We start from the raw sequence: 13828 nt of genomic DNA, 5'->3' as shown, positions 1-13828 counted from the left end.
GATTCCCCCGGGATACTTAACCGTTGTTACGCAGCTTTACAGCAGGACGAATAATAACGTCTCCACCTGGAGCACCAGGAACGGCACCCTTAATAAGCAGTAAATTGCGTTCAACATCGACCCTGACCACCTCAAGATTCTGAGTCGTTACACGCTCAGCACCCATGTGACCAGCCATCTTTTTACCCTTGAATACGCGCCCTGGCGTCTGACATTGACCAATGGAACCAGGGGCTCGGTGCGAGAGGGAGTTGCCGTGAGTAGCATCTTGCATTGAAAAATTCCAACGCTTAACACCACCAGCAAAACCCTTACCTTTAGAAGTGCCCGTTACATCTACCTTCTGACCAGCTTCAAAAGCTTCTACAGTAAGTTGACTACCAACATCGAATGCAGCACCTTCGTTATTACGCAACTCCCAAACGCCGCGACCGGCTTCTGTTTGCGCTTTAGCGAAGTGCCCTGCTTCCGCTTTGGTGACACGGGAGGCTCGACGAGACCCTACGGTTACCTGCACAGCGGCGTAACCGTCGGTTTCTGCGTTCTTAACCTGAGTGATGCGGTTGGGATCTACCTCAACCACAGTGACAGGAACGGATAAACCATCGTCAGTAAAAATGCGCGTCATGCCGCTCTTGCGGCCGACAAGTCCAATCGTCATTTTCGTTAACCTCTCAGTGTACGGGGCTTTCCCACTTTATGTGGACCCGCTATGGCCGCCCATTTCAGAGCGTTACACGCTTGCCAGCCTTATTGCCGACAAACTTTATCTGGAGTCTTGGCCGCACGAATGCAGCACACACCATCTTTGCCGAAGCAAAAATAATCTAGCCCAGACTAATTTGAACTTCGACGCCAGCTGCTAAATCCAGCTTCATCAAAGCATCTACAGTCTTCTCGGTTGGCTCAACAATATCGAGCAACCTTTTATACGTACGAATCTCATATTGATCTCGCGCATCCTTATTGACGTGCGGCGAAACCAGAACAGTAAAACGCTCTTTGCGAGTCGGCAGCGGAATAGGACCGCGAACCTGTGCGCCAGTACGTTTTGCCGTTTCAACAATCTCTTGCGTTGAAGCATCAATCAACTTGTGATCAAAAGCTTTCAAACGAATTCGAATACGTTGATTCTGCATCTGAACCAAACTCCAAACATTTTTAAAGAACAATCAACCAAGCTTGTTTTGGCTGGCTGAAATGAGGGCGCAATTCTAATGACTAGGTATAGGTCTGTCAACAGGGAAAACGATTATTTTCACGGCGCAAGAATTTGCCTTTGAGATACCGTAAAAATGAGCTCTTGAGGCCTGACTGGGCGCGAAATATAACCTCCCAGCAGGCGCCAAAACACGCTATTCGACAGGAGGTTTAAGTAGTAGATCAATACGGCGATTACGCTTCCGCCCCTCACGGGATTCATTATTAGCGATAGGGCTAGACTCCCCATAACCATAAGCCTCGCAGCGCTCTGCAGGCAGGTCACTCATATTCACCATTAAATACTGGCGAACAGCTTTCGCGCGATTTTGTGATAACACTTGATTCGCCTCTGTACTCCCAAACGAATCCGTATGCCCCTCAATTACAACCGTATAACCTGGGTATATGCGAACGGCCTGCTCCACCTTTTGCAGCAAGCCGTAATTAGCTGCGGTAATTTGCGAGCTGCCGGGCTCAAAATTCAAACCCACCATACGCACCAACACATTACTCCCCTGGGTAAGTACAGAAGCTTCATCGCGGCGAAAGTACTCCGTAACCCGCTGTAGTCGCTCACGAGCCTCCTCCTGCTCATTAAGCCGCTCGGACTGGATACCCAGCTTGGTCTCCAGCATGGCGTAGTCCTGCTCTAGGGTAGCGGCTCGGGTGCGCAACTCGCCCAAATCATAAGAGTCTTTCTGTAGGCGGCGAACCTCAACCGCTATTGCTTCGGTTGGCACGCCGAAGCCCTGATCAAATTCGGCAAGCACATCCGCCTCCCCCGCTAGAACGGCTACGGGCTCTTCCAGCATTAGGATCAACTCCTCGGCCGTCAGCGTTTTAGCTTTCAGCGCCTCCAGTTGTCCGGTCAGATAAATTGCATGCCTAGCCTCATAGTAAGCTTCTTTTACCAGGGCTCGGGGGTAATCGGTATCGTATCGGTTTTCGCTCAACTCTTTTTCTGCAGCTGCTAGCAGCTTTTCAGCGCGCTCAAGCGTTTTGGGCGCAAACTTTTTCACCTTGATACGCTTAGCTTCTTCAAGCTTGGCACGAGTTTGATTTAGGTAATTCCCTTTGATCGCAATCAGCTCTGCGTCCCGAAAAACGCTTTCAGCCTCAGCCGCCTTCACCTGGGCGCGACTCATATTGCCGGTTTCCAAAATTTTGGTTGCAGTCAAAAACTTTTGCTCTGCCTCACCCCATGTATCAGCAGCCAGCTTTTCGGCATCAACGCCTTTTGCATCGGTACGGGCCTGAATCGCGGACTTGAATGTTGTCTGCGCAAACTTTGCGGCCTTTGCGGACTTCCGAAAATATTGGGCCGCGGAAGTTAAATCCTTTTCTACCTTCGCAACGTTACCACCCTTACCATAACGCTTATCGGCTCCGGCATAGAGTTTTGCTGCCTGCTGATAACTCACCGGCGCCAATACCTTTGCCAATTCATTATCCGCCTCCTTTAATGCTGCATTGGCAGACGCGAAGAGCGATCCGCGCAATTCATCCGCCACTGCAATACCAGAAAGGGTACACGAAAGAAATAGTAGTAAACCAAAGAACGACTTGCGCAAAGCCATAAGACAACTCCAGTCAATGTTATTGTTATATTTGCAATCGAGCTGAATAGGGCTTCAGCTCGTCCCGCTTCAACGCGAGGCTTACTCGCGTGCCTCAGCTTCAACCCCGAGAATTTGGGTATACAAGACCCCAAACACCAGGCTAACCAGCGGCAAAACCCAAATCAAGCCAATACCAAATGGAATCGCAGCCACCGCCACAAGTATCATCACCAAGAAAAACACGCCAAAAAAGCTAAACCATTTGTGCGTAACCGTTTTACGGGAAGCCTCCAGTGCAGCCCAGACGCCCATATTTTTATCAATCATCAATGGAACCGCAAACATATACGCAACCATCAAATACAAGCCGGGCAATACCAACAAAAGCAAGCCGACAGCAACCAAAACCATCATAAGCACGTTAAGCAAAAAAATCTTCAATGTGCGATTGAAATAGCCGGTAATTTCCATTGCCTGAACTTCTCGTCCAGCTGCCCTCCTAACACTCAACATGTAAAAGCCAGCAGACAATGGATAAATCACAATATAAGAAATAATCTGCACGACAATAGCAAGCGCAACATTGTTCTTTACCGGGATACCGAGCAACATAAAGACGACACTAACAGCGACGACAATTAGGGCCGCCCCCCAATAAGTTCGCTTAAACCCCTTGGTGAGCGACCAAGCTTTTTTTATGGTTGATCCAATAGCAAAATCGTATTCGCCATTAAGCCCCCGCTCTAAAGACCCACCAATAGATTCTGCATTTTCTGTCGCTAGCACACTCTCCGGCGCCTGATAAGGATTAGCTTCCGTCATATTATTTACTCCGATTTCCACTGGGAATTGTTATAAACGTAAGAACCTATAGTGCAATGGCTTGCAAATCCGCACAAGTATTAAGATCAACCTTCACCCTAAACCGTTTCTATACAAGGCGCAGAAACAAAAAAAGGGCCTGAAAATCAGACCCTTTTACAAAAAATGCGTAAACACTAATCGATATTGCGAATAATACCTTCCACCATTTTTTTGGCATCACCAAACAGCATCATCGTGTTATCACGGAAAAAGAGCTCATTCTGCACTCCCGCATAACCGGCCGCCATTCCGCGCTTCACAAAAAGCACAGTACGCGCCTTTTCAACATCGAGAATTGGCATACCGTAGATGGCACTCTGCGGATCGGTTTTTGCGGCCGGGTTGGTAACATCATTAGCCCCAATAACAAAGGCCACATCCGCGCCCTGGAATTCACTGTTAATGTCTTCCAGCTCGAAAACCTCATCGTAGGATACGCTGGCCTCAGCCAGTAGTACGTTCATATGCCCTGGCATCCGCCCGGCAACCGGGTGAATCGCATACTTCACGTTTACACCGGCCTCTTTCAACACATCACCCATTTCACGCAAGGCGTGCTGTGCCTGCGCCACGGCCATCCCATACCCAGGCACGATAATCACTGAGCCCGCATTTTTCATAATAAAAGCAGCATCTTCCGCGCTACCCCGCTTAACCGGACGATCTTCTACGCCTCCGACAGCGGCACTCTCGCTTTCACCACCAAAGCCACCGAGAATTACACTAATAAAGGAGCGGTTCATGGCCTTACACATAATGTAAGAAAGAATGGCGCCAGAGGAGCCAACCAAGGCACCGGTGACTATCAAAGCATTGTTATGTAACGTAAAGCCGATACCTGCCGCAGCCCAACCAGAGTAAGAATTGAGCATCGACACCACAACCGGCATATCGGCACCCCCAATAGGGATAATGATTAGCACGCCGATAATAAAGGCCAACGCAGTCATGGACCAAAATATTGTTGGAGACTGGTCTGTATAGAACACACCCATCAACGCAATAATCGCGATACCAAACAAGGCGTTAAGTGGGTGCTGACCTTTAAACACAACAGGAGCACCCGACACCAAGCCCTGCAACTTGGTAAACGCTATAACCGAACCGGAAAAGGTGATTGCACCAATAACAACCCCAAGAGACATTTCAATACGGCTGGCAGCAAAGATTTGACCGCTGGCATCCAGCAAGCTGAAAGCTCCAGGATTAGAGTAGGCCGCACCAGCAACCAGTACAGCCGCCATACCGACCAAACTGTGGAAAGCCGCCACTAACTGCGGCATTGCCGTCATGGCAATACGCGAAGCGATGGTAATACCAATTGCAGCGCCAATACCCAAAGCAACCACAATCCAGGTATAGGAGGTTATTTCAGGGCTAAAAATTGTCGTGACAATTGCCAGCCCCATACCAACCATACCCATTAGGTTCCCAGTACGGGAGGTTTCTGGGGACGACAGGCCGCGCAACGCCAATATAAAGAGTACAGAGGCAACCAAATAGGCAAATGCAGTTAAATTAGATTCCATTAGTTCCCCCTATTTCTTCTTTTTATACATGGCTAGCATGCGTTGAGTTACTGCAAAACCACCAAAAATATTGATGGCCGCCAAGATCATGGCGATAAAGCCCAACACTTTCGCCAGATTGAATTCTGCCGGGCCCGCCGCGATCAACGCTCCCACAATAATCACGCTGGAAATAGCATTAGTTACAGCCATAAGGGGCGTATGCAAGGCTGGAGTCACACTCCAAACCACGTAATAACCTACAAACACCGCCATAACGAAAATAGATAACTGAGATACAAATTCACCGTGCACGCTTAGGCCTCCTGTTTCTGATCAGCATTTACCGGGGCGAATTGTGGATGAACCACCTTGCCGTTTTGTGTTAATAACGTCGCCGCAACGATTTCGTCATCCCAATCAAAGCTCAGCTCTTGGCTTTCAGTATTGATATGAGGCTCAATAAAGTTGTACAGATTGCGGGAGTACAGGGAGCTCGTATCAGCAGCCAAGCGCGCGGGCATATTCATGTGCCCGACAATAGCAACGCCGTTCACATCGACCACCTCGCCCGGCTTGGACAAAGTACAGTTGCCACCCTGCTCGACTGCCAGATCGATAATGACAGAGCCTGGGCGCATGGAGTGCACCATCTCATCTGTGATCAACGTGGGCGCCTTACGACCAGGAATAAGCGCTGTACAGATAGCAATATCCTGCTTGGCCATAGTGGCAGCAACCAGCTCAGCTTGCTTGCGCTTGAAATCTTCACTCATCTCTTTAGCATACCCACCGTCCGTTTCTGCATTGGCCATCTCTTCCGAGTCAACCATCACGAACTTAGCCCCAAGACTTTCAACCTGCTCTTTAGCCACTGGCCGAACATCGGTAGCGCTAACAATTGCACCCAAACGCTTAGCGGTTGCAATCGCCTGAAGACCCGCAACGCCAGCCCCCAACACCATAACCTTTGCAGGAGCGACAGTACCTGCGGCCGTCATCATCATCGGCATTGCACGCTCGTATTCAAAAGCGGCTTCGAGCACCGCTCGATAACCAGCAAGGTTACTTTGAGAGCTGAGCACGTCCATGGTTTGCGCTCGCGTAATTCGCGGAACAAACTCCATAGCCATAGCCGCAACCCCAGCCTTTGCGTAAAGCTCTACCGATTCTGGACAAGAAAACGGAGAGAGCACAGAAATAATCGTACTGCCCGACTTCATTAAGGAAAGTTCGTCCAACTCACCTTCACCCGCAAGCAAAGGTCTCTGTACTTTTAACAGAATGTCGGCATCGGCCAACAATGCAGCCGGATCGGTAACTATCGTCGCACCCGCAAGGGCATACTCCTCATCGCTAATACGACTCGCAAGCCCCGCACCGCTTTCAATGGCCACGGCTTGGCCCAACTTAATATACTTCTTAACTACTTCAGGCGTCACCGCGACGCGCTTTTCATATTCACGACGTTCTTTAAGTACCGCAATTTTCATGATTTCCCCCCATTTACAGGAACTATCACAGAATACGATTTTCGCAAATAAATCGTATTGACTTATGACAGGATCAGAATGCTTTCAATGAATAATATAAGGATTATATACAGCGCAAAAATAAAGCGCCCCAACAAGGGGCGCAAAATAGTCTGTTAAGAAGGGACCAACTAAAAACCACAATAAATGGCAGCGCCGAATAATCGAGAAAACGTTAATCTGGGAGTGTCTCGTCTTCTCCAGCTGCTGCAGGCAATCTACCCATCACTACGTTATGCATAGAAGACGCACAACAACAAAAGATCGCCCCTGCGACTGCTCAACTACTGGCTTTTAGTCGGAGCCGTTACTATACAGAGCCGCCCCCTCCAAAAAAAAGTGGCATATTGTCGCACCTAAACCCACTAAACAGCATTCATTTTTTACAGGGAACAATCATCAACCCAAACTGAGCAACAACAAAGACTTCGACACCACCCATAGGAGCTAGCACTAACTCACAATGAAAACCTCAAATACAAAAAAGCCCCGCTAAAAAACGAGGCTATAGAAACTCAAAATCCATCTATTTATTAAACGTCAACTCTTCGTCGACATACGCCCACCCCAACAAGCGCCAGCGCAAGGAGAAATATTGTTCCCGGCTCGGGCACCGAAGCGCTAGTAGCCGTCAACCACACACGCTCATACTCCTTGCCCACAGAAACAAAAGAACCGTTGTTAAACGCCCAACCCGCATCCAACAAACCGCCCCTGGCATGAAACGATAAGCCTACAAAACCATAGCTCGTATCCGACACGCCGTGATAAGGCGCATCTTTAAGGTTAGTATCTGCACTAAATTGACGTATGGTGTTCCCCTGCTCAGTAAAACCCCAACTCTTACCGTTCCGATACCAACTGATACCATTCTCATCGTTGCCGGTAAGCGTGTCGATGTTGTAAGGCAAAACCGTGTAGGCTGAAACAACTTCGAAACTGGCAGCACCTAAAATATCAAATACATCAGAGCCAACCCGCCTAACCGCCACCATCAAGCTATCACCAGTGTCGCAACTAGAGAGTATGGCTGAAATCGCAATACCGGATGAATGCCCGGGCGTAACAAAGCATTCACTCCACCCCCACTCACCCTCAACCGTAGAGACCTCGGTATCCGAGTGAACACCATAGGGAATAACCCCTGCACTAACCGGAAAAGAGGACAACCAAACCAACCCACCCACCAACAAGAAAAACCTAAGCTTCATACTCTTCCTCAAAACACATCACATCTTTCATTCCAACGAATACGATGCCGAAAGCAATATTCGCGCCTAAAAATATAAAGTATTGATTAATAAAGCCTTTTGTTATCCGCTGTCAAAATGTTAGCGTTTACATGATAAGCATCTCGACATATTTGTGAACCATGCACTTGTTTTTTTGATGGCGAAACTGTAACTGACTCAGGGCTGAGCCCCTCAATAGTCATGCTTTTCATGGGGCCCTTGTAAAGAGATCACCTTTTATCTGCTTTTCCACTGCCCCAACAAGCAGAACAGCACGAGCAACAACCCCCTGAACTCCCGCGCCCCCTTGTGCGCGCCCTCTCGCCGACACTGCCGGACCTGAAATACAGGGACAATTAACTGCTAGGACACAAAGAAACATTTATACCTACTACGCCGCTAGGAGGCGTTCACAACCATATAGGGTTCGATATAGTTTCAGTGAGAAACCCCGTTAAATTGAGACAAGGACTCTTGCTCCACCTAGCAACAAGCCGGAAACCCGAAAGCCTCTACCGGAAAAGACAATACCGCTAGTAAGTACCCGTCTCAATTACGAACAACAACCGTAAGTGCGCAATTCGCTGGAACAGCGCACAGAGGACGAGTCATTTTTCGGCTGACCATTCAACTCGGGCAAGCCCACAACTTTGTGGAGATAGCATATAGACTGCCCACCAATTGCGTAAAACAAACCATTTATACCCTCAAGGGTAAAGCATTTACAAAGCGAGCAGCGACGCGCGCGGGGTACGCCCCACCCAAAATCAATTTGGGAAAACAGTTTCACCAACATCAAGCTATGCTTATTGAGTGCTTAATCTCTCGTCAAAACCGCGATGTCCCATACCGTAAGATCGTAACGAGGTTACATTCCCGAAACACAAGACCGACAAAACAAAAAATGTGGAAATCGGGAACTCCCTCCCCGACATTCCCCCGATGGTTGCGGGGGTAATACGGCTCACCCGCGAATGCAGACCTTGTAGCGATGGCATTACCGTCTCAAAAACACCTACTCTTATACATCTCTTCAAGCGGCAATTAAGAGCCTTCATTTTCCACGGACAATTCTCGGCAATCAAAAATACTTAACGCCCATTTATGACCCGAAAAATATTGAGGATTAATGTTAATAAAGAGCAACGAGAAGCGAACACTGTCCACACTTAACAACAAAAAAGAAATCAATACATAACACCCCAAACCTACTTCACCCCAGCACTCTATTGAATACCTCTACCGCCTAAACTAGGCATCACCTGAAATGTTTTTCAGCTCGAAGAATAAATTAGCTTTATCCCTGCTTAACTAGCACAAAACACTCTTCTACTTGATCACACCATATCTGTGACAAACTTGGCACCAACCACGCCGAACAGTTTTAAAAAGTTGCGATGAAATAATCGCAACTAAACAAGCAAAATATTATTTCCATTTATAATAATATTTACATCGTATTTAATATAACTAAAATAGCAACGAGGCATTACTAAACCTCGGAACACCTACCACGATATTTTTTACCTAATAAAAACAATAACCAATAATAACCCTTCTTAATAAAAATTATACTTTCCTCACACAAGCAAAAATGAACGTTAAAATCAATTCAATTTGGCGCACCAATCAATTTAAATAGTAAAAAAAACAGTTAACATATTCTCCTTGGTGCAATAAATATAAAAAGCACACTTACCAATACTTTTGCCCTACAACCGATAAAACAAAGGCAGAAGAACATACGACTTAACATCAATAACAAAAAAATAATTTCGAAATATCCGATTATTTTTATATTTCCAAGTTTAATGTAACGGCTCAAAAAGCCCTGCATTTTACCGGTGCAATAAGGGCACACCAGTTCCTATGCGCTCCGGAATTTATCTGTTACAGCCCACCATAATACTAACAACAGGGGCCATCATGTTTTGCGAAACATTAATCATTTGACCCTCCTGAGGAATAAAAATGAAAACCAAAAAGTTATTTACACCTCTACGCACAGCTTGCGCGGCACTGGCTTTTGCCCTGTCGCCCGCAGCGCTTGCCGATATAACATGTGAAGTTACGAGCCTAAACCAGTGGAACAGCGGTTACCAAGCTGACGTTAGTGTTTCCAACACTGGGGCCGCCGTTTCAAGCTGGACAATCTCGCTTCACTTTACAGCACCACCGCAAATTACAAATAGCTGGAATGCGAGCTTAAGCACTTCCGGAACCACCGTTTCAGCATCCAACATTGGATGGAATGGTAACCTTGGCAATGGGCAATCCACCAGCTTCGGATTCCAGGGAAGCTCCAATGGAAGCCTGGCAACACCAAGCTGTACTGGCACAGCTAACAGTTCAAGCTCCTCCAGTAGCAGTTCCAGTTCTTCTAGCAGTTCAAGCTCATCTAGCAGCTCAAGTTCCTCTAGCAGCTCTAGCTCTTCTAGCAGCGATTGTGCAGAAGAATGTAACTGGTATGGCAACGGCACTTGGCCTCTGTGTCAAAATCAGGATAGCGGTTGGGGTTGGGAAGACAGCCAAAGCTGTATTGGTCGCACAACGTGCGAAGGTCAAAGCGGCAGCGGCGGAGTGGTATCGAACTGCAGCAGCTCATCTTCTAGCTCCAGCAGTTCTAGCTCTAGTAGTTCTAGCTCTAGCAGCAGCTCGAGCAGTTCTAGCAGCAGCTCCAGTAGCTCTAGCACCGACGGAATTTTCCGCGTCGATGACTCAGGTAATATCACCAAAAATGGCCAGCAGTTCGATGTTCATTGTGGCTCATGGTTTGGCCTAGAGGGCCGACACGAACCCTCCGATGATCCAGATAACCCCAGCGGCGCGCCTATGGAGTTATACATTGGTAATACCTTCTGGGCCGACACCCATGACCGCACTATCCAGCAAACCATGGATGAAATCACTCAGAGAGGCATTAACGTTGTTCGCTTGCCTATCGCACCTCAAACCCTCGATCCAAACGATCCACAGGGTACGGGTAACGTGCTGAAAAACTACGAGCAATACCGTCAGGATAATGCTCGTCAGGCAATGGAAGACTTTATTGTTCAGGCCGACGAAAACAATATCGAAATTATGCTCGATATTCACTCCTGTTCAAACTACGTTGGTTGGCGTGCTGGCCGTCTGGACGCCCGTCCTCCCTATGTCGATGCCGACCGAGACAACTATGACTTCACTCGTGAAGACTATAGCTGTGCATCCGGTGGCGACGCATACAACGAAGCCGCTTGGCTAGCTAACCTTAGAGAGCTTGCCGGACTGGCTAGCGACCTTGGTGTAGATAATATTATCGGTATCGATATCTTCAACGAGCCATGGGATTACACTTGGGAAGAATGGAAAACATTGGTTGAATCCGCCTACGGTGCCATCAATGAAGTCAATCCAAATATTCTTCTGTTTGTACAAGGCATCTCCGCTTCGGCCAGTAACCAGGACGGTACGCCAGACGATATCATCGAAGTTCCTCACGGCGAAGAAGCCTCCAATCCAAACTGGGGTGAAAACTTGTTTGAAGCTGGAGACAACCCCCCTGACATCCCCAAAGAGCGTTTGGTTTACTCTCCACACACCTATGGTCCTTCCGTATTCGTACAGAAGATGTTCATGGACCCTGCACAACCAGAGTGTGAAGGTTTGGAAGGTGACGAAGCTGGTGAAAACGACTGCAATATCGTTATCAATGCCACACAACTGCGCGCGGGCTGGGAAGAGCACTTCGGCTATCTGCGTGATATGGGCTACGCAATGGTCGTTGGCGAGTGGGGAGGAAATATGGATTGGCCAGGTGGAGCCGCCAGTATTCGAGATCAGGATCGTTGGGATCACATACCCGAAGGTGTCGATCAAGAATGGCAAACGGCCTTCGCCAACTACATGGCAGAGAAAAACATCCAAAGCTGCTACTGGTCTATTAACCCAGAGTCCGGCGACACTGGCGGTTTGTATGAGACAACCTACGATCCACGCTCTAACGAATCCGGTTGGGGCGAATGGCTAGGCTTCGATGAAAGAAAGTGGAGTCTGCTGGAATTAACCTGGTAAACATTAATCCCTAGGGATTAGCAAAACCCAAACCCGGGACTAGCGAAAGCTGATCTCGGGTTTTCTTTTGCGTGTTTGATTTTCACAGAAAGGGAATCAGCGCTCTAACGAATAGAGCCGCTTACACAGAAATATTGCGTCGACAGCCTGCACTGAGAAGGGATAGTGCTTGAAGCCAGACCAAGCGATTTAACTCTTTTTTGATTGGGAAAAAACGCTAGGAGCAAAGTGACCAGAAACTACGTATTTTACAGCGCAACTCGGTCGGCACTATTTGAAGAGCGCGCCTTCCACTAACCTTCAGTGAAAGACGCAAAATCCGCCGCTAACGATTACCGCCGCGATTGGACTGACTACTATTTTGGCTACGACCGCCTCGACTGGTATTACCGGCCTTAGGCCCAGCATAAATATTCTGGTTATCGCCAGCGCTGGTACTACCACTATTTCTGGCGCCTGGATTATCCCCTTTTGCCGTATTTTTATGTTCTCCTGCCGTACGGCCACCAGCCCTCTTCCTGCTGCTACTGTTAGTGCTCGGCTTGTGTCCCCGTGCCACCTCGCCTGAACGCTGCCCATCCCGGTGTCCCGCATTTGGTTTTTTGGGCTTTTTGGCTCGGATTGGACGCAAATCGAGTTTTGATTCTGGCAGCTCGTGCACAGGATAAAAGTCGTCTACATATTCACGAGGAATCAGTTTTTTTGTTAACCGCTCTATACCGGCCAAACAATCGAATTCATCGGCACTCACCAGAGATACCGCCTGACCGCTCGCGCCCGCACGGCCGGTTCTGCCAATACGATGAACATAATCTTCAGACACATTAGGCAAGTCAAAATTGACCACCTGGGGCAGCTGGTCAATATCAAGACCACGCGCAGCGATATCCGTGGCCACCAGTATGCGAATTTTATTTTGCTTAAAATCTGCCAGCGCTTTGGTGCGTGCATTCTGGCTTTTGTTTCCGTGAATAGCGGCGGCTTTTAATCCAGCATCTTCAAGATAACGGGTTAGCTTATTCGCGCCATGTTTGGTGCGCGTAAACACCAGCACTTGCTGCCAGTTGTTGTGCCCAATTAAATAGCTTAACAATGCAGGCTTGCGCTTTTTATCGACGGGATGAATCCATTGTTTTACCGTAGTAGCGGTCGCATTGCGCGGCGTAACCGAAAATTCCGCCGGGTTGTGAATCAGACCTTTGGCCAGCGTACGGATCTCATCCGAAAAGGTTGCCGAAAACAACAGGTTCTGACGTTTGGCAGGTAACACCGCCAGTATCTTTTTTATGTCGTGAATAAAGCCCATATCCAACATACGGTCAGCTTCATCTAGCACCAGAATCTCCAGATGATTAAATTTCACTGCATTCTGCTGAAAGAGATCCATTAAGCGACCCGGAGTGGCCACCAGAATATCTGCGCCACGACGCAGGCGCATCATCTGCGGGTTGATCTTTACTCCACCAAAAACCACTTCGGCGCGAATTTTTGGTAGGTACTTACTGTAAGTTTGCACACTCTCGGCGACCTGAGCTGCCAGCTCACGAGTAGGCGTGAGTATAAGAGCCCGGACCTGATTCCCTCTGGTAGGCTCTCCCTTACTTAACTGATGCAAAATCGGAAGGGTAAAACCAGCCGTCTTACCGGTGCCAGTTTGCGCCGCCGCCATCACATCACGCCCCTCCAGCACAGCGGGAATCGCTTGGGCCTGGATAGGTGTAGGCGTTTCGTAGCCCTGCTCGGCTACGGCTTTGACAATGGATTCGGACAAACCCAGTTCGGAAAAAATCATATAAACTCTCGGAAGGAACTGCACACAGGGGAAAAGGCGCGCAGTGTACAGGAATCGTACAGCGATTGCCTGTTATTATTTATCC

10 protein-coding genes are annotated in these 13828 nt (G+C 48.2%); 1 reads left to right on the top strand and 9 read right to left on the bottom strand.

The window, feature by feature from the left end; translation table 11 throughout:
• Nucleotides 1-16 precede the first annotated feature (16 nt).
• The 8 genes from rplC to H5715_RS00950 all read right to left on the bottom strand — a co-directional run bounded on the left by rplC (nt 17) and on the right by H5715_RS00950 (nt 7877).
• The gene (gene rplC, locus H5715_RS00985; RefSeq protein ID WP_075186004.1) at nt 17-661 is read right to left on the bottom strand and encodes a 50S ribosomal protein L3; all 645 of its coding nucleotides are present in this window, start codon (nt 659-661) and stop codon (nt 17-19) included.
• A gap of 166 nt (nt 662-827) precedes the next feature.
• Entirely contained in the window at nt 828-1139 is a 312-nt protein-coding gene (rpsJ, locus tag H5715_RS00980) for a 30S ribosomal protein S10 (RefSeq protein ID WP_075186005.1), read from the bottom strand.
• A 216-nt stretch (nt 1140-1355) separates the two neighbouring features.
• Nucleotides 1356-2780 carry an OmpA family protein gene (locus H5715_RS00975; RefSeq protein ID WP_075186006.1) on the bottom strand — a complete coding sequence of 475 codons (1425 nt, stop codon included), beginning with the start codon at nt 2778-2780 and terminating at the stop codon, nt 1356-1358.
• Between the two features lie 81 nt (nt 2781-2861).
• Nucleotides 2862-3584: a DUF2189 domain-containing protein gene (locus H5715_RS00970; protein WP_075186007.1), complete on the bottom strand. Its 723-nt coding sequence runs from the start codon at nt 3582-3584 to the stop codon at nt 2862-2864.
• A gap of 176 nt (nt 3585-3760) precedes the next feature.
• Complete coding sequence (locus H5715_RS00965) at nt 3761-5155, bottom strand: NAD(P)(+) transhydrogenase (Re/Si-specific) subunit beta (protein ID WP_075186008.1); 1395 nt, start codon at nt 5153-5155, stop codon at nt 3761-3763.
• 9 nt (nt 5156-5164) lie between these two features.
• Nucleotides 5165-5449, bottom strand: coding sequence for a proton-translocating transhydrogenase family protein (locus tag H5715_RS00960; protein WP_075186009.1), 285 nt, complete (start codon nt 5447-5449; stop codon nt 5165-5167).
• A gap of 2 nt (nt 5450-5451) precedes the next feature.
• Nucleotides 5452-6627: a Re/Si-specific NAD(P)(+) transhydrogenase subunit alpha gene (locus tag H5715_RS00955; protein ID WP_075186010.1), complete on the bottom strand. Its 1176-nt coding sequence runs from the start codon at nt 6625-6627 to the stop codon at nt 5452-5454.
• Between the two features lie 572 nt (nt 6628-7199).
• Nucleotides 7200-7877, bottom strand: coding sequence for a PEP-CTERM sorting domain-containing protein (locus H5715_RS00950; RefSeq protein WP_075186011.1), 678 nt, complete (start codon nt 7875-7877; stop codon nt 7200-7202).
• Between the two features lie 1992 nt (nt 7878-9869).
• Between H5715_RS00950 and H5715_RS00945 the strand changes: the two genes are divergently transcribed.
• Nucleotides 9870-11951, top strand: a complete 2082-nt coding sequence (locus H5715_RS00945; protein ID WP_075186013.1) for a cellulase family glycosylhydrolase — start codon at nt 9870-9872, stop codon at nt 11949-11951.
• A 325-nt stretch (nt 11952-12276) separates the two neighbouring features.
• On the opposite strand, the gene H5715_RS00940 is transcribed toward H5715_RS00945, so the two are convergent.
• Nucleotides 12277-13743 carry a DEAD/DEAH box helicase gene (locus H5715_RS00940; RefSeq protein WP_075186014.1) on the bottom strand — a complete coding sequence of 489 codons (1467 nt, stop codon included), beginning with the start codon at nt 13741-13743 and terminating at the stop codon, nt 12277-12279.
• Nucleotides 13744-13828: the final 85 nt, after the last annotated feature.

Source organism: Teredinibacter haidensis (assembly GCF_014211975.1).
In the GTDB taxonomy this organism is placed as follows: Bacteria; Pseudomonadota; Gammaproteobacteria; order Pseudomonadales; family Cellvibrionaceae; genus Teredinibacter; species Teredinibacter haidensis.
This window is presented reverse-complemented; position numbering and strand designations above follow the sequence as displayed.